Source organism: Helicobacter heilmannii (assembly GCF_001283065.1).
In the GTDB taxonomy this organism is placed as follows: Bacteria; Campylobacterota; Campylobacteria; order Campylobacterales; family Helicobacteraceae; genus Helicobacter; species Helicobacter heilmannii.
This window is the reverse complement of record NZ_CDMK01000001.1, coordinates 548877-573933: the sequence shown is the minus strand read 5'-3', so window position 1 is coordinate 573933 and position 25057 is coordinate 548877. Positions and strand designations below refer to the sequence as shown.

Genomic DNA, 25057 nt, shown 5'->3' with positions numbered 1-25057 from the left:
CATAAAGGATCAACATGGTAACCACACGATTTGCCCCCTCGCCTACGGGGCATTTACACATAGGAGGCCTAAGAACCGCCCTTTTCAACTATCTTTACGCCCGCTCTTGTAGGGGGAGGTTTTATTTACGCATCGAGGACACGGATTTAGACCGCAATGTCAAGGAAGCCACAGAGGCGATTTTAAAGGCCTTTGAGTGGGTGGGGCTAGAGGTGGATGGCGAAATTTGGTATCAATCCCAAAGGCTAGACATTTACCAACGCTATATCCAGCAACTCTTAGATGCGGGCAAGGCGTATTATTGTTATATGTCTAAAGAGGAGCTAGAGGCCTTAAGGGAAACACAAAGGGCACAAGGTCTAACCCCCCGCTATGATCGCCGCTACAGAGACTTTAAAGGCACACCCCCCAGTGGCATAGAGCCCGTGGTGCGCATCAAAGCCCCTTTAAGTGGGGAAGTGCACTTTAAAGATGGGGTTAAGGGGGAGGTGTGCGTGCAAGCCGAGGAGCTAGACGACTTTGTGATTGCGCGCTCCAATGGTGTGCCCACTTATAATTTTGTGGTAACCATCGATGACGCTTTGATGGGGATTAGCGATGTGATCCGCGGGGATGACCACTTAAGCAACACGCCTAAACAAATCATTTTATACGAAGCTTTGGGCTTTAAAATCCCCAACTTCTACCATGTGCCCATGATTTTAAACGAAAGCGGGCATAAGCTCAGCAAACGAGATGGGGCGATGGGGGTGATGGATTATAAGGCATTGGGCTATCTTAAGGACGCGCTTTTAAACTTCTTGGTGCGTTTGGGCTGGAGCCACCAAGACCAAGAGATTTTTAGTCTGCAGGAGATGAAAGAATTTTTTAATCCCAAGGATTTAAATAGCGCGCCCAGTTGCTTTAGCCCCCATAAGTTGGAGTGGTTGAATAGCCACTACCTTAAAGAGAGCAGCGTAGACCGGCTAAAAGCACTGCTGGCAGATTTCAATTTGCCAAGCAACTTTTACGCCCTAAGCCCAGCCCAACAAAACACCTTGCTAGAGGCTCTAAAAAGTCGGGTGAGCACTTTAAAGGAAATGGCGATAGAGATTGCTAAGGTGTTGAACACGCCCACCAGCTACGCCTTAAACAAGCTCAAAAACAGAGATCAAGCCCTAGAGGTGTTAAAAACCCTAATGACGGGCTTGAAAGAGCAGGATTTTAGCAGTGTAGAAAGCCTAGATGCCACCTTGCACGCCTTTATGGCAGATAGTAGGCTTAAAGCGGGGGCACTGATGTTGCCCTTAAGGATCGCCCTGCTTGGAGAAGCGGGGGGGATTGGGGTGAAGGAGGCTTTATTTATTCTAGGCTATAAAATGAGTCTAGAGCGCTTAAAGGCGTTTTTAGCCCTTTAGAATTTATGTGTGCGGCTTCTTACGAAGTCCACAAGCTGGCGGGTGTCGATCGCCACGGTGACGAATTGCTGGAAGGTGGTGAACCAATGACCGCCATGCCCATTCAAGCTGTGCCCATTGCCCCCACCCATGAAGTTAAAGAAACAATCCGCCCGCACGCTGAGGTATTTGTTTTTATAGACATAGTAAAGTGCGATGCGCTCAAAGTTAGGGGCGTGGTACCATGGCAAGCCCGTGTAGAGCGCACGCCCATAAGTCCCATAGAACTTCATTTGGGGCTTATCCGAGAAGTAGTATTTATTGTAGAAGCCAAAGCCCTTGTATTGCGCCACGAAGTCAAATTGCCCACCAAAGCTGTTGTACCATTGGCTAGGTCCGCAATTATTGCCTGAGCGCACGCAGTAGTGCTCTTGTTCGCTCATCGTGCCAAAGGACACAGAGAGTTTATCCATGAAGGGGGCAAGGCGTTTTAAGTCGCTCTTGATGTAGCCATAGTAGTAAATGCGATCGAGTACCGTGGGGTTAGCGTATTTACCGGGCACACCGCCTAAGGGCATGCCACTGGCATAGGGGTAACCCCCGGGCCATAAAGGGGTTTGCCCGCGCATGGCTGGATCGGAGTGCCCGCCAAAGGGGTAGGGATCGCCCATGCTATAAGAGCTGGTGTTGTGGAAGGCAACCACGCGTCCGCCAAAGCCCAAATAGCCTTTTAAAAACGACCACTCGCTTGCCCCAAAGTAAAGCATTTGGTTCATGTTGTAGTGGTTAGCAGCGTATTTCTTGCCCCAAACATTGTTCCAGTTGCGTCCGCCATACCAGTCGATGATGAACTCTGACCAGCCATTCCACCAACGATTCGGGTTGTAGGCGGGCTTGTATTGGAACACTGCTCCGCGGATGGTGGGGTCTTTAAACCAAAAGAGCTTTTTGAAGGCGGCTAGGGGGTAGTTTGCCATCGTGTAGGACCTAGGGACGATGCCAATGTAGGTTCTAAAATCCTTGCCCACCGCGCTGTAGTACATGGTAACGCCCCATGAAAAGGGGAAGTAGCTGATGTGCGTGTGCAAGTTTTGGATAAACCACGCCCCGAACATAATAGACTGGTGTTTATCAAACTGAATCCCGATCTCGGGCATGATTCTATTTTTCATATTGACCAAGCTATTCCAATAAGGGTTATTCTTGCCTGCCAAGTTATAAGTAAAGCTCATGAACTTCAAATCATAGGCAAAGGCAACCGCCCCTGCTTGTGTCTGTAAAAAGGCAGACACAGCCGCAACACACAGACCAAGCCTTAATATTTTCAAGCATTTCATCATAATCCTTTAAAAATGGGAACATGGGAGTTTTAACACAAAGTAAATAAAATAAACCTTAAAATCTTATGTTAGGTGCTCCATACAGATAAAAAAGACCTTTATGCCTTAAGATGAAACCATAAGGCTTTTTTAGTTGGATAAAAGCAGTGGCAAGCAAGGCTAAGAGGGGGATCATTGAGTTTTGTGGCTTTAGACGGGTGCCTTGCTTTAAGGATCTGCATGCCAAAAGCTACAATTAAATTTTTACTCCCGATGCTTGCCCTGTTGCCTTAGGGCGTGGCTTTAGCTATAATAAGTTTTTGATTTTACTCTATCTATGGGGGCTTTTTTGGTACATGTGGTGTTGAGCGGGGGGAGTGGCAAAAGATTATGGCCCTTGAGTCGGGAGCATTTCCCTAAACAATTTTTAAAACTCTATGAGGATAAAAGCCTCTTTGGGCTCGCCCTAGAGCGGCTCAAAAGCCCTCACGCGCGCTTTTTGGTGGTGTGTAACGAAGCGCATTACTTCCACGCCCTAGAAGAGATCACACAAGCCGACTTGCAAACCCGCACACAGTTTTTACTAGAGAGCGCGGGCAAGAACACAATGAATGCCTTGATGCTCGCCGCCTTATCTTGCGAACCTGATGAAATTTTAGTCATCAGTCCTACAGACCATTTAATGGACCAAGAGGCTTTTAAAACGGCGTTAAGCACCGCTCTAGATTGCGCTAAAAATAACCATATGGTGCTTTTTGGCATTGCTAGGGAGCCGAGCAACCAATACGGCTTTGTGCGTTGCACCAAAGTAGAAAATGGACTGTGTGGTGTGCTTGACTTCATAGAAAAGCCAAGCCAAGCCCAAATTTCTAAACTACGCAAACAAGGCGGGGATTTTTATATCAACAGCGGGATGTTTGTTTTTAAAGCGAGGGTGTTCTTGCAATCGTGCATGCAACACGCCCCCCAAATGTTAGAGGCGTGCAAAAAGATCCACCACAGTGCCAAGAAACTGCCCGCCATTTTAAAATGCGAGGGTATGGCAGAGTTAGAAGAGGGTAGCGTGGATATTTGCTTGTGGCAAAAGTGCCAAGGGTTAAAATTAGTGCCCTTAAAAGCCCATTGGCAGGATGTGGGGCATTTTGCCAGCTTGCAGGCGAGTTTGATCACCGATGATGCGGGCAATGTGGCGCACAACAACCCCCTATTGCACTTGCATGCCAAGAACAACTACACCTACAGCACGCCCGATAAATTAGTGTGTTTGCTAGGGCTTGAGGATTGCGTGGTGGTGGATAGCAAGGACGCGTTGTTGGTTGCCGCAAAGGCACACTTAGACAGCTTAAAGGAGCTTGTGGCGCGCGTGGGACAAAAGTGCCCACACCTGCTTAAAACCTACCCGCTCGAATACCGTCCGTGGGGTAGTTTTGAAGTGCTGTTAGAACGGCCTTTTTTCAAAGTGAAGCTTTTAGAGATCACCCCGCATAAGCGCCTGAGTCTGCAAAGACACCAGCATAGGAGCGAGCATTGGGTGGTGGTAGAGGGGGTGGCTAGTGTGGTGGTGGGCGAAAAATCTTTAAGTGTGCCGATCAACGAGAGCGTGTTTATCAAACAGGGGCAGGTGCACCGCCTTAGCAATGACACTAACCAGCCCTTAAAAATCCTAGAAGTGCAATGCGGGGCGATTTTAGATGAGAGCGACATTGAACGGTTGCACGATGATTACAAAAGACCTTAAAGGAATACAATGGCAATAAAAAGAGCCCTCATCACGGGCATTACAGGACAGGACGGGAGCTATTTAGCCCGCCATCTCTTGGATTTAGGCTATGAAGTGCATGGCATTAAAAGGCGCAGCTCCTCTTTCAACACCGCCCGCATAGACGCACTTTATGAGGACATCCACGCGCATCAAAACCGCTTCTTTTTGCACTATGGCGACTTGACCGACTCAAACAACATGACCAGCCTCATCGCTAAAATAGAGCCCACAGAGATTTACAACCTAGCCGCCCAAAGCCATGTGCAGGTGTCCTTTGAAATGCCTGAATACACCGCCAATGTGGATGCATTGGGAGCGTTGCGTATTTTAGAGGCCATGCGCTTTTTAAACTTAAAAGACACCCGTTTCTATCAGGCAAGCACCTCCGAGCTGTATGGCGCAGTGTTGCAGACCCCGCAAAATGAGAACACCCCCTTTAATCCAAGAAGCCCCTACGCCGTGGCCAAACTCTATGCCTACTACATCACTAAGAACTACCGCGAAGCCTACAACATGTTCGCCGTCAATGGGATTTTATTCAACCACGAAAGCCCCATGCGTGGCGAAACCTTTGTAACGCGCAAAATCACGATGGCACTTAGCCGCATTGTGTTGGGGCTGCAAGAGTGCTTGTATCTAGGCAATCTGGATGCTAAAAGGGATTATGGGCATGCTAAAGACTATGTCAGGGCCATGCATTTGATCTTGCAGCACAGCCAGCCCGTGGATTATGTCGTGGCGAGCGGACAGACCATGCCCATCAGAGACTTCGTTTTAATGGCGTGTGAGAAACTAGGGCTTGAGCTAGAGTTTCAAGGCAGTGGGCTAGAGGAAAAGGGGGTGTTGGTGGATTTCACACCAAGTGCGCTTTTAGATAAGCTCAAACTTGCCCCGCTTCAAAAAGGGCAGGTACTGCTAAGGGTAGATCCTCGCTACTTCCGCCCCACAGAGGTGGATTTATTGCTTGGCGACCCTTCTAAAATTGAAAGAGAACTAGGCTGGAAGCGGGAATTTAGCATGCAGGATTTGGTGCTAGACATGCTTAAAAGTGATTTAAAACTTGCCCATAAAGAGAGTTTAACTAGGTAGCAAAACGCCCGGGCTTTTTCCATATGCCCCTTCTGTAGGCAATGTAAAAAAAGCCCGCCCGCGCAAAGGTTTCCAAACAAATCAGCATAAAAAACCAGCGCACCGAAAGCCCCAATCTCCAAAAGATAAACATGGGTAAAATCCGTAAACTCCACAGGCTAGAGGTGTTGATGAGCAGCGACACCTTTGCCATCCCCGCTCCCCGAAACACCCCATCCAGCACAAATAAGCAAATTAAAGGCATTTGAGACACCCCCACGGCCATTAAATACCACGCCGCCACTTGCACGACCTCTTGATTTTGGCTAAAAATACCGGCGAGCTCTTTAGCAAATACAATCATCCCCACGCCCAAAAAGCCCAGCCCCACCCCCGCCACCTTTAAAGTCGTACGGACATACTCTTGGGCGCGATTGACTTGATTGGCCCCCAAATGTTGCCCCACGAGCACCATACATGCGATGGTAAAGCCAAGGCCGGGCATGTAGCTAAAAGTTTCTACCCTTAGCCCCACTTGCATGCCTGCGAGCACTTCATTGCCATAACTTGCTACGAATTTAGACACCAACGCCATAGAAAAGAGTGTTAGCATGCGCTCAAAGCCCGAGGGCCAGCCCACTTGCCAAGTCTTCTTAAAGAGGGTGCCATCAAAGACAAAGCGGAATTTTAAGGGGTTGTGTTTTTTAAGACTAATGGCTATAAAGAGCAACAAGAGCTCCACAAACGCCACCACAACGCTAGCTAGAGCCGCCCCTTGAATGTCAAGGCGCATAAAGCCAAAATGCCCGAAAATCAAAGCATCGTTTAAAAATAAACACAGCGCGCTCATCACAACTTTGAGCACAAAAGGGGTTAGGGTGTCAGACAAGCTGGCAAGCGCGCTTGCCATGGTGTTTTTCACAAAAATCGCGGGCATGGCCCAAATTAAAATCTGTAAATACTCTTTGGCTAGAAGGCTAGCATCTCCCGTGATCCCCATCCAATTGACAAACGCTCCAATGCCTAAAAATCCCGCCACCCCCGCCCCCATGCACAGCACACACGCCCCGATTAAAATGCTTGAATACCCAATCGCCACCAATTCGGTGTCCTTTGCCCCCACCAAACGGCTTAAAGTTGCGTTGGTGCCTATGTAAAACACGGAGTTTAGGGCGTAAAAGAGCATGATATACTGCAGCCCCACACCCATCGCTACAATGTGGTCGTCTGAAAGCCGCCCCATGAACACTACGGACACGGCGAGCACAAAAATTTCTAAAAAGTTGTTCACTCCTGAGGGGATCGCCAGCTTTAGAATGCGCCTTAAACGCCACCATTTTTGCGCCTTTATAATAGCAACGCTCCCCCCACGCCAAAGACCACTAAGGGGATATTATAAACCAAGAAGGTGGGTAGACATGTGTCGTAAATATGGTTGTGTTGCCGGTCGGCATTGAGCCCCGTGGTGGGCCCTATGGTGCTATCTGAGGCCGGTGAGCCCGCGTCTCCTAGCCCAGCAGCAATGCCTATAAGCAGGATTGTCGCCTTCGTGTCAAAACCCAAAGCCAAACACAAGGGGCAGTAAAAGGTGGCGATAATGGGCAGAGTGCCAAAGGAAGTACCGATGCCAAGCGTGATAAACAACCCAATCACCAGCATGATCAAGGCCCCTAAAAATTTGCCCGAGATCGCCCCGCTGGCTATATGCACCAAGTCGGTGATGGCGTGCGTCTTTTGCAAGACTTCGCCAAAGCCCGAAGCCACGAGCATGACAAAGGCGACAAACGCCATCATTTTCACGCCCTCATCGATCACCATGTCCATTTGTCCCCATTTAATCACCCCGCCCACAAGCATCACCATAAGCCCTATGAACGCCCCAAGGGGCAAAGAGCCTGTGAAAATTTGCACCACAAAGGCTAAAACAATGCCCACTAAAGCGAGATAGTCTTTTGTTTGCAATTTCAACTCTTCATGCGCCATGCTCTCTAGGCGGTCTTCATAAATACGGGGTTTTCGATATAGAACTAACACCGCCACCAACAGCCCGACAAGCATCGCCAAACCCGCAATGGACATGACCGCCACCACCTCGCTAAGGGTGGTGTGTATGCCATTTTTGTCTAGATTATCCACAATGAGGTTTAAGAAAATCAGTCCAAAGCCTGCCGGGATCGTCATGTAAGGGGCTTGCAAGCCAAAGGTGAGCGCACACGCCACCGCTCGTCTATCCACTTGCAAGCGGTTCATTAAGTGCAAGAGGGGGGGGATTAAAATGGGGATGAAGGCGATGTGCACGGGGATTAAATTTTGTGAAAAGCACGCAATGAAGGCGATTAAAAAGCAAAAAATTGTGCGTTTCTGATCCAAGCAAGCCACGAGCTTAAGTAAAACCACTTTCATTAAATTGCCACTAGAAATGGTTACGGCCAAGGCCCCGAGTAAAATATAACTTAAAGCGGTTTCTAAATTGCCCTGCATGCCATTAATCATGACTTTAGTGGTATCCACAAGCCCAAGGCCTCCCATAAGCCCACCCACAAGCGTGGCACTGATGATCGCCAGCAAGATATTTAAGCGGGCAAGGCTTAGAGCCACCATGACAAGCACAGCAACGACTGCGGGATTGCTCCATAAAGCCATGGCACTACTCACTTAACCTATTTTTGAAAATCACCCCCATCACTTTTGCCCCCTAACAAGAGCGTGTGCAAAATCTTGTAATGCCTTTTTAGTGGCTAAGATAAAGGGTTCGGGCGCGCGTCCATCCTCTAACTCAATCCTCTTTGCTTGGTAGGTGCTAGTCGCCTTTTCAAAACGAGATAAAACGAGAGCTCTAAGCAGATAGCATTTGTAGGGCTCACCCATTGTATCGCAGATAGCGCCCGTAAAAAGAGTGGAGCGATCGCCTTGCAACGCCAAATTATGGCTCGTGATGGCAGAGCGCATAAAATGCGTGGCTAAAACTTGGCTAAGAAACCCATCGCTTCTTAGTGCAGAATAAGCACTTAATAAAGACGAGTTTAACACGATAAAAACCAATGACACCAATTTTGACATCTTTAAACACATGGCTTAATCCACCACCCTTCTTGTTAAAGGCTTGTAGGTGTCTATGCGCCGATCCCTAAAAAAAGGCCACATTTGGCGCATTTTCGCGCTCTGCTCTAAATCAATGCGCGCATGTAAAATCTCCTCTTCAAAGCCCGCTTGGGCGAGCTTTTTACCAAATGCCCCGAAAATGAAGCTAGAACCAAAGAACTCCAATCCGCTAGTCTGGCCAGAGGGGTCTGGCTCAAAGCCCACCCGATTAGAAGCGATCACGGGGATCGTGTTGGCGATGCTATGCCCCCTTTGTACCCCGATCCATGCCTGCCTTTGTAGGGTCTTCTCCTCTAAATCCTCGCTCTCTTCATCGCAAAACCACCCAATGGCACTAGGATAAATCAACATATCCGCCTTTTGCAAGGCCATCAGCCGTGCGGCCTCTGGATACCACTGATCCCAGCACACCAGCACCCCTAAATTGCCTACACTGCTAGCAATGGGGGCGTATTGATCCCCCGGGGTAAAGTAAAACTTCTCATAAAATCTAGGGTCATCGGGGATGTGCATTTTTCTTTGCACCCCTAATAATGTACCGTCTTTTTCAAACACCACCGCGCTGTTATGATACACCCCCACCATGCGCTCCTCAAAGAGCGAGCCCACCAGCACTACCCTATGCGTTTTGGCTAGAGTGCCTAAAAAGGCAGAGTGTGCCCTAAACTCCCGCGCCCACGCAAAGTATTTAGGGTCTTCGTGCTGGCAAAAGTAGGGGTAGGGATGCAGCTCGGGCAAGATCACTAAATCTAATTGTGGGTGCTTAGACCTAGCCTTGGCAAGAAGCTTGGCCGTGTGCTCTAAGGTGGTCTGCACGCTGCCCTGATAGCCGTGTTGCAAAATGGCAACCTCAATGGTTTTTAAGTGTAAATCTACAGAATCCATACGCACTCCCTAAAAAGACGGATTATAACAAAACTACTCTTGGGTGAGGGTGCGTAAATACCCGTTTTCGCTCAGCATCACATACAGCCGCCCGAGCATCTCCTTACGCTCCTCGCTGTCCTCCAAAAGTTCGCTATCTTCAATTTTTTGCTTTAAAATCCGCTCGATCTCTTTGGTGTCGTAGTCCAAATCCTCTAGTGCATCTAAAATCGTTTGTGCTTGGAAAATGTCGGCAAGCTCATAACCCTCCTCGCTGATGTGCACGCTGCACTCCGTGGGGTGAGTGAATAAATTATGGTGCATGCCCAAAACCTCTTGATACGCCCCCACCAAGAAGAAGCCCAAAAAATAATCCTCTTGGCGCACATCCACATCGTGCAAGAAAAGGGGTTTGTCTTTATCAAAGCTGATCTCGCCATCGCTATCGCAGGTGATGTCCCATAGGCTTGCACTCCTTGTGGGCTCTTCATCGAGTTTGTGTAGGGGCATTACAGGGAATGCCTGTCTTAAGCCCCAATAATCGGGCAAGCTTTGGAAAAACGAGCAGTTGAGTAAATAGCGCTCTTGCACCTGCTCTTGGATGCGGATGATGTCGTTATGGTCCTTGTGGCGCAAAAACCCGATCGCCTTTTTGATGATCAAATGCCCCAACACCTCAGCATTGCTGCGATCCTGCAAGTCGATGTAGCCCAAGTCAAAGAGCGTGAAAAGCGACTCCATATGATCTAGGCTGTCGTGCAGATACTCAATGGCATTCTTGCTATTGATGTTGTGGTATAAATCCTCCATCTCTGCCACTAGGGGGGGGTTAGATTTTTTCAGGCGCAAAGTGCTTTCATCGTAATCTTGGGAGAAGAGCTCGAGCACGGGCGTGATGAGCACGGCGTGGCTGGCACTGATGAAACGCCCCGACTCGATGAAAATATGCGGTTCAAGCTCTTTTTTATTTTTCACAATCTCCTTTAGCAAAAACACCACATCGCCGGCAAACTCCTCTAGAGTGTAGTTGCGCTCGCATTTATGCTTGTGCTGGGAGTATTCAATGGCAAGCCCCCCGCCGATGTTGATGCTGTTTAAATTGAATGCCCCCATTTTACGCAACTCGGCATAAATATTGCCCGCCTCTTTTAGGGCCTTTTTTAAGGGGGTGATGTCGCTGATTTGACTGCCGATGTGGAAGTGGATCATGGTAAGTTGACTTAGTAGACCATGCGTTTCTAGCAGGTGCATCGCCTCTAGAAGTTCGGTGCTAGCGAGCCCAAATTTGGCGTGGATGCCCGTGCTTTTTGCCCACACCCCCACCCCTGCACTGTGTAGGCGCACCCGGATACCGATTTTTGGGCAAAATTTGGTGTTCTCGCCAATGGTGTTGTTCTCTAGGGCGACTTCTAAAATGCTTTTAAGCTCACTTAGCCCCTCGATCGTTAGGGTGATGTCCGCACCCATGCTCGTGGCAATGAAGCCCAGTTCAATCATCTCCTTGTCTTTAAAGCCATTGACCGTGATCGGGGCACTCTCGTGAACATACGCCATGGCCAAAATCAACTCCGCCTTAGAGCCCGCCTCTAGCCCATATGCCCCATTAAACTGGCTAGAAATCTGGACAAGAGCATTGACGAAGTTTGGCATGTGATTGACCTTTAAGGGGAAGACCGCTTTAAACGCCCCGCTGTAATGGTATTGAGAAATGGCATGCGAAAAGATAGAAAAGAGCTTGTGTACTTGTTTGGCGATCAAATGGGGGAAGCGCAACAACAGGGGCCCCTTAAAGCCCTGCTCGCGCATGTCCAAGACCACATCTATCAGGCTTGGCTTGCTGCCCGCATTGACCTTCACAAGCCCACCCTCAATGATAAAATCCTCTCTGCCCCAATAATTCAAACCATAATTTTGCATGCCAACCCCTAAGTGTTAATGAGCCTTAGAGTATAACTAAAATATCACCAAAATGCCCCTTTTGTGTTACAATCCCCACTATGAAAACCCGCCCCCCCGCCATGCACGCTCTTTTAAACGCCCCCGCCCTCAAAGGCTACCCCAAAGCCCCCTTAAAAGCCCTAGCCACCTCTCTATTTAAAGCCCACCAAAAGACCCCATTTGCCTATGCCAGCTTAGATGCGTGGGTGGAGCTTGTAAGAGAACGATACACCGCTTTAATGTCTGCCCCCCTAAAGCCCCTTTACAACGCCACGGGGGTGTTGCTCTCCACGAATTTAGGGCGGGCTTGTTTAGAGCCAAGCCACCTTAAAGAACTAGAGCTTTTAAGCGGGTACATCAATTTAGAAGTGGATCACAGGGGCAAAAGGGCGGATCGTTGCGCTTTGGTACAAGAGCTCTTAAAAATGCTCTTTAGCGCAGAAGACGCTTTAGTGCTCAACAACAACGCCAGTGCCCTAGTATTGGTGGCAAGCGTCTTTGCCCCCAAAGCCCAAGGCTGTGAAACACTTTTATCCTATGGACAACTCGTGGAAATCGGCGGGCATTTTAGAGCGCATGAGCTTTTAGAGTGCGTAACCAACCTTAAATTTGTCGGCAGTACGAACAAGACCTATTTACAAGACTACCAACACGCCCTAAGTCCTAACACCACTCTCATCACCACCATCCACCTAAGTAACTTTGTACAACAAGGTTTTGTCGCCTCTGTGGGGACTAAAGAATTATATAAACTTGCCACAGAGCGGGGGGTGCTTTTTTATGAAGATTTAGGCAGTTTGCAAAGCATTATGCAGGTGCAAACGGCCTTGAAGCACGCCCATTTGCTGAGCTTTAGTACCGATAAACTCTTTGGCAGCGTGCAGGGTGGGGTGGTGCTGGGGGCTAAAGAGGCGATCTGCCAACTTGCCAAACACCCGCTGTATCGGGCTTTTAGAGCGGATAAAATCCAACTCTACATGCTTGCTCGAAGTTTGCAAGAGCACATAAGCGGACAGGCTAACCCTACGCAAAGATTTTTAGAGCAGGACAAAGACACGCTTTTAAATAAGGCGTTAAAACTCTTGCAACTTTTAAAAGGGGTGCAAGCCACGCTCATAGAAACCACTGCCTTGGTGGGCGGGGGGGTGGCAGATAGCGGCATGAAAAGTTTTGGCTTGCTTTTAAGCCCACCAAGCGATTTTCAAGAGCTGCACCACGCTTTGTACCAACAAGGGCTCGCCTGTGTGTTGCGCCATGACGGCGTGCTCTTAGACACCTTTGCGCTTTTTGACAAAGACCTACACGCCATTGCCAAAATCCTTAACAGCACCATAAATAGGCATCAGCCCCACCCCTAAGCTTAAAGAGCTAGAAAAGTTTGGGGGGTTCAAAGCACAGAAAAGATTTAAAAAGTGAGAAATTAGGGCGCACCCCAAAACCTCTTTCAAGGCTTTAGTCCCTTAAGTTTTGAACTGGTTAATCTCTGCATCCAGCTCAGAGGTGGAGACTTTGAGCGAGTCGGCCACGCTTAGGATTTCTTGGGCTTCATCTATAGTCTCGCTGGTGTCTTTGTCCACTTGGGTCAAGCGCTCGGCCATCGTGTGGATGCGCTCTCCGGTTTTGCTGTAATTGCCAATAAAGGCGTGGGTTCTCTCCACTACTGTGCCCACCTCTGCGCTCATGTTAGTGAAACGCTCTTGCACTTCGATGCTACCGGTGCTCAGCTCCTCGATCTTTCTAGAATTTAAATTCATTTGGCTGCTCACATCGTTGATTTCTTGCACAATCACCCCGATGGTGGAATTGATTTCTGCTAGGCTTTTTTGGGTTCTTGCCGCCAAATTGCGCACTTCATCAGCCACCACAGCAAAGCCCCGCCCGTGCTCGCCCGCTCTTGCTGCCTCGATGGCGGCGTTTAAGGCGAGTAAGTTCGTTTGGTCGGCGATGTCGTTGATGATGTGCAAAATGCTTTTCACGCTATCGGCATTCTTACTTAGGTGCTCGACCTTATTGGCCAGCTCTTCCTCCGTCTTTGCTCCGTCTAGGATTTGTGTGAGCATGGTACTTAAAGAAGCGTTGGAGTCTTCAATGGAGGCGCGCATTTGTCCTAACCGATCCCCTACTTCTTTGGCGGCTTGTACTGAGTGCGCCACCGTGGTGGTGAGGTCTTTGGATTCTTGACAAATGTCCTGGACAATGGCAGCGTTGCCCTTGGAGCGCTCATAGGTGTTGCCGATGATGACTTGCAACCGATCTGCCAAAGACTTATTGTGCACGCTGTTGTCTTTCATGGTTTGGATGCACTGATGGATCTTTTCCACAAAGGCGTTGATCCCCACAGCAACCTTATTCACATCGTCATTGCCTTTACGGACCTTCAAGCGTTTGGTCAAGTCCTTATCCCCCTGTCCAAAGTTATAGAGCCGATCCACCGTGTCTTTAAGCCGCTGGATCACGGTGAAATGGATCGAAATGCTAGAGAGCAAGATCATCACCAGCATCGTAGCGCTGATCCACAGCGTTAAAACATGCGTGTCTTCTAGAACCTTTCTTTTTGCTCCTCGCTCTACGGTGTTAAAGTCCTTTAAAATGTCGCTGTAGTAAGAAGTGGTGGCCAACACCATCCCACTCACGGGATCGTATTTGCTGTAAGCCACTTTTGGCTCAGGCTTGCCCCCGGCAAATTTGGGCATTTTATAGCGGGTGTAGCCCCCGCCTTTCTTGGCTGCTTCTAAATAACCACGCACATAGTAGACTCCATCCACGCTTTGTAAATCCAGCCCACTCTTGCCCACGGTGTTTGGATTCACCGGATCAAAGAGCACTTTGCCCTCCTTGTCCACCGCCACCATATACACCGAACTGCGGTCTTTATTGATCGCCCCTAGATAGTCTAGGGTGTATTTAAGAGCTAGTTCTTTAGAGGGCTGGATACGGTAGTAACGGTGGATGCCATGCTCGATCAAGGCGTACATGTCTCTTAGGGCATCTTCTTTCTTTTTAATGCCATCTTGTTCCGTGATGTGGATGAGCCCTTGCACGAGTTTATGCTGCTTGTAATTCGTGAGCAACACCACCAAAACACCCATCACGATCAGAGAAAGAAAAATATTCAACAAGATTTTTATCCCAACGCGCACGATTTCATCCTAGTAGTGTGATTGAACTTATAATATTTTCGAATTAAATTTAACTAAGTATAAACTTGCTTGGCACTTCCACAAAAAATCCCGCTGTAAATCACTTAAAAGCGGTAGTGAAAGCGCATCCCATAGCGGGCATAGCCTCGGTTGTCTACCCCGATCTCTGGATACAGCTCCCAGTTGCGGCGGTATTTGGAGGTAAAAAGATAGGCAAAACCCCAGCCGATCAAAGAGCCGACCACCACCTGCAAAATGGAGTGTTCTCTAGCGACCACCCGACTCGCATCGGTTAAAATGGCTAGGGCGATCACGGGCAGGGCGGGCTTCCAGCCATAGCGGTAATAGACAAACCCCGCCGCGCTCCACGCCCCTCCGGCGTGCCCACTTGGCATTCCCCGCCAACTATCACAACAAGGCCGCTTGGCAAAGGGCACTCTCTCCCCCCTTGCATGGGCATCATCAAAGATATTTTTCACCTCATAAATCACGCCCTGGGCGACCAAAGAGCCGATCGCCAACTCACCCATCCCCCGATAATCGCGTATCCCAAGGCTCACCACACCCACAAATATAGGCATCAACCGCAAAACATCCCCGATGTCCTCTAACACAACTGCATCGCGAGAAAGTTCTGCTCGTCCCAAGTTCGCACACAACAAAAGCACCAAGAACAATTTTTTAAGCATGGGGCGCATTATAACATTTTGTTAGGGTATAATGCCCTTTATGTTTGTGTACTTTTTGCTCAGTTTCATCTGTACTTTGGGCGTGATCATTTATGCCAAAAATACAGAGATTTTCACCGACAACGCTAACAAGCCCCAAGGTTTTCACATTAAAAAAACCCCTAGAGCAGGCGGGCTTGGCGTGTTTGTGGCCTTTGTCTTTTGCGGGGGGTTTTTAGGCGTGTGGGGTTTTTTAGGTGGGGTGCTCATTTTTATCAGTGGCTTTTTAGAGGATTTAAATTTCTCTTTAAGCCCCAAAATGCGTTTAATTTTACAAAGTCTAGGTGTGGCTTTGGTGGTGCTCCTTACCCCCCTAGTGCTCAAAGACTTTTCCCCACTATTTAGCCTACCTTGGCTTGTGGCTTTGCCCTTTAGTGTGTTTATGCTCGTGGGGGTGGCCAATGCCATGAACATCATTGACGGCTTTCACGGGCTAGCAGGGGGCTTTAGCTGTTTGGCGTTGGGATTTATCTACTTAGTGGCCCCAAACCCCTTCATTTTGGCGTTGTTTTGGGCCGTGTTGGGCTTTTTAGCACTCAATTTCCCTAAGGGACTGATTTTCTTAGGCGATGGGGGGGCGTATTTACTGGGCTTTATTTTGGGGGCTAGCTTGATGGATTTGTCGCTAAAGGGGGTGGTGAGCGCGTGGTTTGGGCTGGCTTTAATGGTTTATCCCGTCACAGAAGTTTTATTCTCCATTGCGCGGCGCAAATGGCAGAAGCAAAAGGCGACTCTGCCCGATGCCCTGCACCTACACACCCTGCTTTTTAAAACCTTGCAAAACAAACCCCGCTTTTTAAACCCCAATGCCTTAACAGGCTTGATGGTTGTTATAGCCAACACCCCTTTTATGTGGGCGAGCTTTTTATGCCGCAATCACCCCTACGCCCTGCTGTTTCTCATCGCTCTATTCGTGTGGGCGTATCTCAAGCTTTACTTTAAACTCAAAGCAGGACAGACATGCGCTTAGGCTTAAATATTGACCACATCGCCACCTTAAGAGAGGCTAGAAAAATCCATGAACCAGACCCCCTAGAGGCGGTATTCATTGCTAAAAATGCGGGCGTGGATTTGATCACCCTACATTTAAGGGAGGACCGCCGCCACATCCATGAGGACGATGTAAAAAGCATCGTCAAGCACGCCCCACTACCCATCAACGCCGAGTGTGCCATCGACCCTGAGATCACTAAGATTTTATGCACCTTAAAGCCCTTTAAAGCAACCCTAGTGCCAGAAAGGCGTGCCGAGATCACTACCGAGGGGGGGCTGAACTTACAACACCCCAAATTGCAAGACACCATCAAGGCTTACAGCGATTGTGGGATCGAAGTTGCTCTGTTTATTGACCCCAATTTAGAAAATTTAGAAAGGGCTTGGAAATTGGGTGTGAAGGTCGTGGAATTACACACGGGCAAGTTTAGCAATGTGTTCAATACCCTTTACACGGGCTTTAAACACCATAAAAACCACCTAGATTTGCCAGAGTCCAACGCCACCTTAAAAAACATGCTCGAGCAAAGCCTAGAGGAGCTTGCCCAAAGTGCCCTAAAAGGGCAAGAAATGGGGCTAGAAGTGTGCGCTGGGCATGGATTGAATTACGCCAGCGTGGGGTTAGTGGCGCGCCTAAAGGGCATTGCTGAGCTTAACATCGGACATGCCATCATCGCGCGGGCGGTGATTGTGGGACTAGAAAAAGCCATTATATCCATGCAGGAAGCCATCTGTGCGCCCTAAAATCGCTATTTCTATCGGGGACATCCAAGGCGTAGGGCCAGAAATTGCCCTAAAAGCGCACGCGCGCATCAGCCAAATTTGCCAGCCCCTCTACTGCGTACATCGCGATCTCTTAGTGCAAGCCAATGCCCTTTTAAACCATACCTACACCCACGCCCTAGAGAGCATGGAGTGCATTGCCCCAAATGCCTGCCAGCCTGCGATCAAGCCTGCTAGTATCGATCAAGAGAGCGGGTTTTACAGCCATGCAAGTTTTTTACACGCTTTGGATTTAGCCGACTTGGGGGTGGCAAGCGGGGTTTGTACCCTGCCCATCCACAAACACGCTTGGCAACTTGCCAGCATCACCACTCCCGGGCACACAGCCTTACTAAGAGAGCGCTACCAACAAGAGGCGATCATGGTACTTGGTTGTCCTAAGCTATGGGTGGCACTCTTTAGCGAGCACATCCCCTTAAGTGCCGTGAGCGCGAAGGTGCGCCTAGAGCCCTTAAAGAAGTTTTTATACACCTTAGCGCAGGTTTTAAACACAGACGAGCAGATCGTGGTTTTGGGGATTGATCCGCATTGTGGGGACAATGGCGCAATCGGCACGCAAGATATGGAAGTTAAAGAAGCCATAGAGCAGGCCAACGCTCTTTTAAACACGCCCAAATTTTTAGGACCTGTGCCCGCGGATAGTGCCTTTAGCCCCCACTTTAGGGCAAAACACCGCCATTTTGTGGCCCTTTATCACGATATAGGGTTAGCCCCCCTTAAGGCTCTTTATTTTGAAGAGAGCATCAATGTGTCTTTGGATCTACCCATTAAACGGGCATCAGTCGATCATGGTGTGGCCTTTGACATTGCTTACCAAAACAAAGCCAGTATTAAGAGTTATGAAAACGCGATTGGGTGGTTGGTACACACTTAGGCTGGCCTTTCGTCTTTTCACGCAAGCGACACTTAGCCCATAGGCGTTTGGCGACCCTTGGATTTTATATAGGATATGACCAAAGAGGAACTTTTTGTTAAAAGAAACTCGAAGTGTACAAAATTTGTCTGTGTGCTTTTGTCTCTAAGCTAGCTGTAATAATTGTCAAAGTAAAGAGGGACGAAGGGGGAGCACGCTATGGCATTGATCCAAACTTGAACAGTGTGGAAATTGCTGGGTTACCACGGCTTGTTGGGACCATAAAATACCACACCACCTCGTTGGGTTAGATGGCTTATTGTGGGTGATTATGGTGGGGGTTGGCGTTGTAAATATAGGGCAATTCTAAGATATTTTTGTGGTACAAGAGTGTGGTGGTGTTCGGGTGCAAAAAGCTTATATCCCCTTTTGTAAAAAACTCAACGCATTGGTCCTCTAAATTATGCACCCGCCACGCCTTGAGATTATAGACAGCAAACCCAATATTAAAGTGGTCGTTATAGATGTTGCTCCATTCTTCAAAAGACAAATCGCATAGAGGCATGTCGATGCTCAATGTAGCTCGTGGCTCAAATTCTAAATCCATAAACTCCACACTAGAAAACTTCCTAAAAGCTGATAAACCCTGCTCAATTTTGGATTTTTGGGTGGCATCCACCCCTTGTACTAGACAATGGATTTTATAAAACAAGGGGGTGCCTTCGTGTATGTGGCTAGCGTGGGTGAGAGCGGAGTGCAAAAGCCACACCGGCGGGCAGACAACAGTCTTGATTAAACGCCACCACAACGGGAATGATCAAGGGCTCGGACATGTAAAACCTCTAGCCGTAGGGTAAATCTCTTATGCTAATCCTCTTAGCTTAGTGCCAGCTTTTAATACCCCTCTTTTAAATACAAACTGTGCAGGATTTTCACCTCTTCAAGCTCCTTATTGCCATCGATCATGGAGTGCAAAGAGCCTTTAATGGCAAACAAGGACATGTACAAATGCACGATAAAAAAACCCACGAGTACCAGCCCAAAGAAGTTATGCACCAGCGCGCTTAAACGCAAGAGCGAAATTTGGTAAAGCCCGAAAAAGTTGGCAATTTTGCTTAAATCGTTGGTGTTGAAGTAAAGGAGCGCGCCGCTAGCGATCATCACAAACCCACCCAAAGTCGCCACCCAAAACCATGTCTTTTGCCCAGCGTTGAACTTATGCGCTGGCACGGGTTTATGCTCTTTGCTGAGATACCCGCCCATGATGAACAGCCATTTAAAATCCGCGAGACTCAAAATCATGGGTTTAAACCACATAAGAAACATAGGGATCACGGCAATGATAAAGACCACACAACCTATGCTGTGCGTGATGCGGCAAAAGCGCACAAACGCCCCACCCCCAAAGAACGAGCCAAAAATCATGATAAGTCCCGTGGGTACGAGCAAGATGAAAGACATCCCCGCAATCCAATGGACGATCCGATTAAATAGGCTAAAAAAGGGGACTTTTTGTCCGCTGTGGGGAAATTGTTTAGGCCCGATGACCAAGTAGTGCAAGAGAAACGCCAAAGCGACCCCCACCACCACCGCCAAAAAGAGCCATAAAAAATAATGCCCCTGCCAAAGCGTCCAAATTTCGCCCAGTTTGGTCGTGTCCATTTGGCCATAGGGCAGAATGCCTAAAATGCGCTCTTGATCTAGGGGGGTGCCGTTTAAGCCCGCCAAAAGCCCCATAAAAAGCAGCAATTTTTTCATGGGCTCTCCCTTAAGGTGTGGCACCCTCGAGCTGGTGCGCAGCTTTGGTCTTAAAATCTTGGGCGTTGGCGTATTTTGCCATGACCCTTCTTCTGTAAATGTCAGCAATGCTCAAGGCATCGCCCACTAAGAGGGCGTTAGTCGAGCAAGTTGCCGCACACATGGGCACTTGCCCGCTGGCAATGCGATTGACCCCATAAAGCTCCATTTCTTTTTTGGAGTGTGTGGGCGCGGGACCCCCAGCGCACATGGTGCACTTATCCATCACGCCGCGCACGCCGAAGGCCCCATCTCTAGGAAATTGCGGCGCGCCAAAGGGGCAGGCATAAAGGCAATAACCACAGCCAATACAAGTTTCTTTATTGTGCAACACAATGCCATCTTCTCTAATGTAGAAGCAATCCACGGGGCAGACCTGGGCGCAGGGCGCGTCTGTGCAGTGTTGGCAGGCGATCGAAATCGATTTTTCCTTGCCCTCCACACCTTCATAGAGTGTGATCACCTTGCGCCGGTTCAAACCCACCTCCAGTTCATTAGAGTGCGAGCACGCCACAGAGCAGGCAAAACAGCTGATACAGCGGTTGTCATCGCAATAAAACTTCATGCGATTGGCATTAGGGATTTGTTTTGCAGGTTGTAAATTTGCCATGTCAAGCCTTCTCAATGCGGCACAAGCCGGCATTAAATTCAGGGATTTGGGTTACGGGATCAAAGCCGTAGTTAGTGATCGTATTGGAGCTCTCACCAATGGTGTAGGGCTTGGTGCCCTCTGGGTAGCGGTGGGATAAATCCACGCCTTGTAAAATCCCCGCAAAGCTATAGGGCATGCAGATGCGATCGGGCGTTACGGCGTGGCTAAAGATCGCCTTGACTTTAATCTTAGTCCCCTCGGGAGAGTGTACCCACATCATTTCCCCGTCTTTAATGCCGTGGTTTAAGGCCAAATCGGGGTGGATATGGCAAAACATTTCGGGCGTGATGTGGGATAAATACTTACTGGTACGCTCCAACATGCCCGCTCCGCTCAAATTCACCAAGCGCATGGAGGCAAGTACAATGGGGAAGTCTTTGGCCCACACTTCTTTATTTTGCTCGCTGGCATAGCGCACATCGACTCTAAAATTATTGATCTGATCTTTGATGGCGGGGTATTTTTGCACCAAATCCGGGCGCGGGGAGTGCAAAGGCTCTCTATGTTTAGGGATTTGGTCTAAAAAGTTCCACACAATGGCGCGCGCCCTAGCATTCCCATAGACACAAACACCCTTTTCATCGCATTTTTGTTGGATGAGCCCGCTGGTGTCCACCTTCCAATTATCCCCCATGATCGCCTTTTCGTGATCGGTGAGCTTGATCCCTAGCACCTTTTCAATGTTAGCCTTGGTGATCTCAGGGTAACCGCCTTTAATGGCCGAGCCCTTGATTGTAACGCTTTTATCGGCCAGCAAGCTCTGCCCCTTATACTCCTCGCCAAAGCGCGCCCTAAAGCCCATGCCTCCCTCTTTAGTGGGGATGCTGGTATCATAGAGAATAGGCGTGCCGGGGTGCTGCGGTGTCCAAGATGGCCAAGGCAGGCCATAGTACTGCCCCTTCATTGGGCCATAGCCCTCTTGACTGATGTAATCAAACATGTGCCAATTTTCTTGTTGGGCTTTAAGCCGCTCTGGTGTCCAGCCCCCAAGACCAATCACCTTAATAGAGCGCGCCATTTCTCTAGTTGCATCTTCTGGCCACTGGAAGGTTTTGCGCACTTGCACCAGCTCTCCGTTCTTGTCAAAATCACAGAGTAGGGCTTTGGTGTACTCTTCATAAAAGCCAAATTTCTTTGCCATTTCAAACATGAGTTCGTGGTCTTGCTTGGCTTCATACAGGGGTTTGACCACTTGGCTGCGCCACTGGGCTGCGCGGTTGGTGGCGACCACGATCCCCTCGCATTCAAATTGGGTTGCCACGGGCAGGACATATACCCCATCGGGTCTATCTGTCAAAATTGCCGCCTCGTTTAAAAAGGGCTCGGCAATCACCATGAGGTCTAGCTTCTCAATCGCTTTAGCCATTTTGGTGTTGTGCGCCAGAGAGCTTACCCCATTACCCTGCACCCATAGCCCTTTGATGGGCGCGCTGGAGTGGGTTTTAGACTCTTGTAGTACGCCTTCAAACCAAAGCGACAGACTAAAGCCCTTTTTATGCATCCACTCGGGGGCAAAAAAGCGTTTTTGCAAATAGGTGTAATCCACGCCCCAGCATTTGGCGTAGTGCTTCCAGCTTGCTTCGCTTAGGCCATAGTAGCCGGGCAAATTGTCCGCCACACAGCACATATCCGTAGAGCCCTGCACATTGTCATGCCCTCTGATGATGTTGCAACCCCCGCCCTTTTTGCCCATGTTGCCTAGCACGAGTTGCAAAATAGACAGAATGCGCGTGTTGCCACTGCCCACTGTGTGCTGTGTGATCCCAAGAGACCACGCCAAAGTGGCGGGTTTAGCGTGCGCAAACACCCTTGTGGTTTGGATGAGCAGTTCTTTAGGCACGCCCGTAATGTCCTCGACCACTTCGGGCGTGTAGTGCAACGCCTCTTTTTTGATCGCATCGATGCCAAAGGCTTGATTTTTAATGACCTCCTTATCCTCCCAGCCATGCTTAAAGATCAAATGCAGCATGCCATAGACAAAGGCAATATCTGTACCGGAGCGGATGCGCACATAAATATCTGCCTTGGCCGCGCTCTTAGTAAACACGGGATCGATCACGATGAGCTTGGCATTATTGCGATCTTTAGCCTGCAAAAAGTGCTTAAAGCCGATCGGGTTACTCACGGCGGTGTTTAGCCCAATCATCAAAATTGCCCTAGAATGTCCGACTACATCCCCAAAGTGGTTTGTCATCGCACCATACCCCCATGTATTCGCCACACCGGCGACTGTGGTGCTGTGTCAAATGCGGGCTACATGATCGATGTTGTTCGTCCCATAAAAGGCAGCAAACTTACGCCAGTAGTAGGCCTGCTGGGAATTCATCTTAGCACTTCCTAGAAACATCATACTATCGGGTCCGTATTTTTCACGCATTTTGAGCATTTTATCGCTGATCTCGTTGATGGCTTGCTCGTAACTGATGCGCTTCCACTGCCCGCCCTCTCTTTTGAGCGGGTATTTTAAGCGCATTTTGGATTTGACGAGGTCAATTTGATCCACACCCTTACAACAGTGGCTACCCGCGCTGATGGGGTGATCCTGGGCCACATCTTGGCGGATCCACACTCCGTCTTTGACCTCAGCGATGATCCCACATCCGGCCGAACAGATACTGCAGATGGTTTTAACCCGTTTGACCCCCTCATTAGGGTCGATCACACTCTCTTCTTTACTGACTTTGGTGTTGGCAAAGGCTAGGCTTGCGCCTGCCCCCGCCCCGATTGCGCCCATTTTTAAGAACGAGCGCCGACTTAAATTACCCATGTTGTCTCCTTAAAACTACCACACACTTTTGTAAAAAATCTCCCAAGCGGGGGTTTTGTGGTAAAGAATTTCTTTTTTATTGCTCTTGCCCACCACCACGCCATTGCTATTAGCATCCGTATCCGGAAAACGCCTTTCAGGCATGGTCGCTAGCAAACTTTGGCTAGAGAGGGCCCCCACACCCAAGATCCCTAATTTCTTTAAAGCCCCACGTCTTGTTGGAGTTCCGTTTTCTACCTGCGCTTTACTTCCGTTCATTAAACCTCCTAGACCAGATTAAAAAATAATCTTTCGTGTTGGATAAATGCGCTGAGGATTATAGCACAATTTTTATAACACACGCTGCTTTTATGTGTGATGATTGTCTCAATAAAGGCATCGCTGAATAAATGGAAGAAGTCTTTAAAAAGCGTGGCGTGTAGCGCAAAGAAGTGCGGATTGGCTAGCATTTCCTTTAAAAAGGCGTTCATCATCAGGGTCAAAAACGCCAAATCGTCCTCAGCCACAGGCGCGCCGATCGTGTGGCTCTCAATGTGTAAGCCCGATTGTTTTAAAAGCGCGATCGCCTCTAGGCGTTTCTTGCCATTGTCCTGCCCCTCTAAATAATAAGATGCACTCAAGGGTACAAACTGCTCGCCGGGCGCAAACAACACGGCGTTTTGCTCAGACTTCAACGCCTCCAAACCCTGCCCCAAAAAACTCTCAATCTCCTGCCATGCCTGTGCAGTTTGGGCATTGAAGGGGTAGTCTTTTAAATGTGCCACCAGCGCACTAAGTTCCCCAAACAGCTCTTCATCGTGCACGAACACCACCAAATAATGCCACAGACGGTAGTAAAGTGCCCTTGCGTGGATCAAATCAATTTCCATGGGGGCTCTCTAAGTGGTTATAAATGGGGTTGACTTGCCGGCGCACCCGAATAAAAATCGCCCTCTTGGGTAGTTCCTCTAGATTGGTCGCACCCACATAAGCGCAAGTGGAGCGCAGTCCCCCTAAAATCTCTTGTAAACGCGCCGCCACCGCCCCCCTAAAGGGCAAATACACCTCCTTGCCCTCACTGGCCCGGTAAGAGCGCACCCCCCCGTGGTGCTCTTGGGCAGTGTAGGAACTCATGCCATAAAATAAAGCATAGGGCTTGCCCTCTTTTTCTACAATTTTGGCCTCAGATTCGGCATGCCCGGCTAAAAGCCCGCCCAACATCACAAAATCCGCCCCCCCCGCTAGTGCCTTGGCAATGTCGCCCACACAAGCACAGCCCCCATCCCCACACACCAGCCCACCTAAGGCGTGCGCCGCCTGGGCACACTCCACAATCGCCGAGAATTGCGGCACACCCACGCCCGTCATTTTGCGCGTGGTGCACACACTGCCCGGGCCAATGCCCACCTTGACAATGTCTGCCCCCGCTTGCACGAGTGCCTCGCTCATCTCTGCCCCCACCACATTGCCTGCCATAAGGACTTTGTTTGGAAACTTCTCGCGCACCCTAGCCACATGGGGCAAAAAATGCGCGCTGTAACCATTGGCGATGTCGATACAAATATTCGTCAAAACGGGGATGGCCTCTAAAATACGCTCCAATTTTTCTAATTCTGCTTGGCTTGAGCCAATCGTGGCAAAGACATAGGGCAGGACTTGCGGGTTTTCTTTGGCAAACGCCACCCACTGCTCTAGGGTGTAGAACTTGTGCAGGGCGGTAAACATTTTTTCTTGTGCTAGGGCCTTAGCCATGCTAAAAGTACCCACGCCGTCCATATTCGCCGCCACCACCCCCACCCCGCTTAAAACATGCCCGCTCTTGGTTTTAAAATTGCGGATTAAATCCACCTCTTGGCGGGAGTTAACGGGGCTACGCCTAGGCTTGATCAATACATCTTCGAAATCTAAATATTCATGTGCGTCCATGTGCATGGCA

23 protein-coding genes are annotated in these 25057 nt (G+C 49.1%); 8 read left to right on the top strand and 15 right to left on the bottom strand.

Features of this window, described 5'->3' with window-relative positions; translation table 11 throughout:
• The first annotated feature begins 8 nt into the window (after positions 1-8).
• Positions 9-1397, top strand: a complete 1389-nt coding sequence (gltX, locus tag AOG36_RS02865) for a glutamate--tRNA ligase (protein ID WP_053825449.1) — start codon at positions 9-11, stop codon at positions 1395-1397.
• On the opposite strand, the gene AOG36_RS02860 is transcribed toward gltX, so the two are convergent.
• Positions 1394-2704, bottom strand: a complete 1311-nt coding sequence (locus AOG36_RS02860; RefSeq protein ID WP_370696095.1) for a hypothetical protein — start codon at positions 2702-2704, stop codon at positions 1394-1396. The genes gltX and AOG36_RS02860 overlap by 4 nt on opposite strands.
• A gap of 349 nt (positions 2705-3053) precedes the next feature.
• On the opposite strand from AOG36_RS02860, the gene AOG36_RS02855 reads away from it, so the two are divergent.
• Together AOG36_RS02855 and gmd are read left to right on the top strand one after the other, a co-directional pair.
• A complete protein-coding gene (locus AOG36_RS02855) occupies positions 3054-4433 on the top strand; it encodes a mannose-1-phosphate guanylyltransferase/mannose-6-phosphate isomerase (RefSeq protein ID WP_231850708.1) in 1380 nt (459 codons plus the stop codon).
• A gap of 9 nt (positions 4434-4442) precedes the next feature.
• Positions 4443-5546: a GDP-mannose 4,6-dehydratase gene (gmd, locus tag AOG36_RS02850; protein WP_015106328.1), complete on the top strand. Its 1104-nt coding sequence runs from the start codon at positions 4443-4445 to the stop codon at positions 5544-5546.
• Here gmd and AOG36_RS02845 read toward each other — a convergent pair.
• From AOG36_RS02845 to speA, 5 genes are read right to left on the bottom strand one after another with little or no spacing between them, the layout of a single operon-like run.
• Positions 5539-6816: an MATE family efflux transporter gene (locus AOG36_RS02845; RefSeq protein WP_015106327.1), complete on the bottom strand. Its 1278-nt coding sequence runs from the start codon at positions 6814-6816 to the stop codon at positions 5539-5541. The two genes, gmd and AOG36_RS02845, sit on opposite strands and share 8 nt — an antisense overlap.
• Before the next feature lie 56 nt (positions 6817-6872).
• Positions 6873-8168, bottom strand: a complete 1296-nt coding sequence (locus AOG36_RS02840) for a Na+/H+ antiporter NhaC family protein (protein WP_053825446.1) — start codon at positions 8166-8168, stop codon at positions 6873-6875.
• A gap of 39 nt (positions 8169-8207) precedes the next feature.
• The gene (locus AOG36_RS02835; protein WP_156294629.1) at positions 8208-8573 is read right to left on the bottom strand and encodes a hypothetical protein; all 366 of its coding nucleotides are present in this window, start codon (positions 8571-8573) and stop codon (positions 8208-8210) included.
• A gap of 27 nt (positions 8574-8600) precedes the next feature.
• Positions 8601-9512, bottom strand: a complete 912-nt coding sequence (locus tag AOG36_RS02830) for a carbon-nitrogen hydrolase (RefSeq protein WP_015106324.1) — start codon at positions 9510-9512, stop codon at positions 8601-8603.
• 33 nt (positions 9513-9545) lie between these two features.
• On the bottom strand, positions 9546-11408 hold the full coding sequence (speA, locus tag AOG36_RS02825) for an arginine decarboxylase (protein WP_015106323.1): 1863 nt from the start codon (positions 11406-11408) through the stop codon (positions 9546-9548).
• An 80-nt stretch (positions 11409-11488) separates the two neighbouring features.
• Between speA and selA the strand changes: the two genes are divergently transcribed.
• On the top strand, positions 11489-12787 hold the full coding sequence (gene selA, locus AOG36_RS02820) for an L-seryl-tRNA(Sec) selenium transferase (protein ID WP_015106322.1): 1299 nt from the start codon (positions 11489-11491) through the stop codon (positions 12785-12787).
• A 102-nt stretch (positions 12788-12889) separates the two neighbouring features.
• Here selA and AOG36_RS02815 read toward each other — a convergent pair whose 3' ends face one another.
• Positions 12890-14569 carry a methyl-accepting chemotaxis protein gene (locus AOG36_RS02815; RefSeq protein ID WP_053825444.1) on the bottom strand — a complete coding sequence of 560 codons (1680 nt, stop codon included), beginning with the start codon at positions 14567-14569 and terminating at the stop codon, positions 12890-12892.
• 104 nt (positions 14570-14673) lie between these two features.
• Positions 14674-15258 (bottom strand): phosphatase PAP2 family protein, encoded by a 585-nt coding sequence (locus AOG36_RS02810; RefSeq protein ID WP_015106317.1) that lies wholly within the window; start codon positions 15256-15258, stop codon positions 14674-14676.
• A gap of 31 nt (positions 15259-15289) precedes the next feature.
• Here AOG36_RS02810 and AOG36_RS02805 point away from each other — a divergent pair, with 31 nt between their 5' ends.
• From AOG36_RS02805 to pdxA, 3 genes are read left to right on the top strand one after another with little or no spacing between them, the layout of a single operon-like run.
• A complete protein-coding gene (locus tag AOG36_RS02805) occupies positions 15290-16267 on the top strand; it encodes a glycosyltransferase family 4 protein (RefSeq protein WP_015106315.1) in 978 nt (325 codons plus the stop codon).
• Positions 16258-17034: a pyridoxine 5'-phosphate synthase gene (locus AOG36_RS02800; RefSeq protein ID WP_015106314.1), complete on the top strand. Its 777-nt coding sequence runs from the start codon at positions 16258-16260 to the stop codon at positions 17032-17034. The genes AOG36_RS02805 and AOG36_RS02800 overlap by 10 nt, the downstream gene beginning before the upstream one ends.
• Entirely contained in the window at positions 17024-17947 is a 924-nt protein-coding gene (gene pdxA, locus AOG36_RS02795) for a 4-hydroxythreonine-4-phosphate dehydrogenase (protein WP_015106313.1), read from the top strand. Before AOG36_RS02800 ends, pdxA begins: the two co-directional genes overlap by 11 nt.
• A 295-nt stretch (positions 17948-18242) precedes the next feature.
• Here pdxA and AOG36_RS02790 read toward each other — a convergent pair whose 3' ends face one another.
• Entirely contained in the window at positions 18243-18638 is a 396-nt protein-coding gene (locus tag AOG36_RS02790) for a glycosyltransferase family protein (protein ID WP_053825443.1), read from the bottom strand.
• A 16-nt stretch (positions 18639-18654) separates the two neighbouring features.
• Between AOG36_RS02790 and AOG36_RS09225 the strand changes: the two genes are divergently transcribed.
• Entirely contained in the window at positions 18655-18783 is a 129-nt protein-coding gene (locus AOG36_RS09225; RefSeq protein ID WP_265341729.1) for a hypothetical protein, read from the top strand.
• A 37-nt stretch (positions 18784-18820) separates the two neighbouring features.
• On the opposite strand, the gene AOG36_RS02785 is transcribed toward AOG36_RS09225, so the two are convergent.
• The 6 genes from AOG36_RS02785 to AOG36_RS02755 are packed head-to-tail and all read right to left on the bottom strand — an operon-like array spanning position 18821 to position 25053.
• Positions 18821-19684 (bottom strand): formate dehydrogenase subunit gamma, encoded by an 864-nt coding sequence (locus AOG36_RS02785; RefSeq protein ID WP_015106311.1) that lies wholly within the window; start codon positions 19682-19684, stop codon positions 18821-18823.
• Positions 19685-19694: 10 nt separating this feature from the next.
• Positions 19695-20333, bottom strand: coding sequence for a formate dehydrogenase FDH3 subunit beta (gene fdh3B, locus AOG36_RS02780; protein ID WP_015106310.1), 639 nt, complete (start codon positions 20331-20333; stop codon positions 19695-19697).
• A gap of 1 nt (position 20334) precedes the next feature.
• Complete coding sequence (locus AOG36_RS02775) at positions 20335-23142, bottom strand: formate dehydrogenase subunit alpha (protein WP_210628053.1); 2808 nt, start codon at positions 23140-23142, stop codon at positions 20335-20337.
• A 15-nt stretch (positions 23143-23157) separates the two neighbouring features.
• A complete protein-coding gene (locus AOG36_RS02765) occupies positions 23158-23400 on the bottom strand; it encodes a hypothetical protein (protein ID WP_053825442.1) in 243 nt (80 codons plus the stop codon).
• Between the two features lie 8 nt (positions 23401-23408).
• On the bottom strand, positions 23409-24011 hold the full coding sequence (locus tag AOG36_RS02760) for a TorD/DmsD family molecular chaperone (RefSeq protein ID WP_015106305.1): 603 nt from the start codon (positions 24009-24011) through the stop codon (positions 23409-23411).
• A complete protein-coding gene (locus AOG36_RS02755; RefSeq protein WP_015106304.1) occupies positions 24001-25053 on the bottom strand; it encodes a GMP reductase in 1053 nt (350 codons plus the stop codon). Before AOG36_RS02755 ends, AOG36_RS02760 begins: the two co-directional genes overlap by 11 nt.
• Positions 25054-25057: the final 4 nt, after the last annotated feature.

Excerpts from the sequence above, each read along its gene's own strand:
- gmd (WP_015106328.1), top strand. The coding sequence starts at position 4,443 with ATGGCAATAAAAAGAGCCCTCATCACGGGCATTACAGGACAGGACGGG.
- AOG36_RS02840 (WP_053825446.1), bottom strand. The coding sequence starts at position 8,168 with ATGGCTTTATGGAGCAATCCCGCAGTCGTTGCTGTGCTTGTCATGGTG.
- AOG36_RS02830 (WP_015106324.1), bottom strand. The coding sequence starts at position 9,512 with ATGGATTCTGTAGATTTACACTTAAAAACCATTGAGGTTGCCATTTTG.
- speA (WP_015106323.1), bottom strand. The coding sequence starts at position 11,408 with ATGCAAAATTATGGTTTGAATTATTGGGGCAGAGAGGATTTTATCATT.
- selA (WP_015106322.1), top strand. The coding sequence starts at position 11,489 with ATGAAAACCCGCCCCCCCGCCATGCACGCTCTTTTAAACGCCCCCGCC.
- AOG36_RS02810 (WP_015106317.1), bottom strand. The coding sequence starts at position 15,258 with ATGCTTAAAAAATTGTTCTTGGTGCTTTTGTTGTGTGCGAACTTGGGA.
- AOG36_RS02805 (WP_015106315.1), top strand. The coding sequence starts at position 15,290 with ATGCCCTTTATGTTTGTGTACTTTTTGCTCAGTTTCATCTGTACTTTG.
- AOG36_RS02800 (WP_015106314.1), top strand. The coding sequence starts at position 16,258 with ATGCGCTTAGGCTTAAATATTGACCACATCGCCACCTTAAGAGAGGCT.
- AOG36_RS09225 (WP_265341729.1), top strand. The coding sequence starts at position 18,655 with ATGTGGCTAGCGTGGGTGAGAGCGGAGTGCAAAAGCCACACCGGCGGG.
- AOG36_RS02785 (WP_015106311.1), bottom strand. The coding sequence starts at position 19,684 with ATGAAAAAATTGCTGCTTTTTATGGGGCTTTTGGCGGGCTTAAACGGC.
- fdh3B (WP_015106310.1), bottom strand. The coding sequence starts at position 20,333 with ATGGCAAATTTACAACCTGCAAAACAAATCCCTAATGCCAATCGCATG.
- AOG36_RS02765 (WP_053825442.1), bottom strand. The coding sequence starts at position 23,400 with ATGAACGGAAGTAAAGCGCAGGTAGAAAACGGAACTCCAACAAGACGT.
- AOG36_RS02760 (WP_015106305.1), bottom strand. The coding sequence starts at position 24,011 with ATGGAAATTGATTTGATCCACGCAAGGGCACTTTACTACCGTCTGTGG.
- AOG36_RS02755 (WP_015106304.1), bottom strand. The coding sequence starts at position 25,053 with ATGCACATGGACGCACATGAATATTTAGATTTCGAAGATGTATTGATC.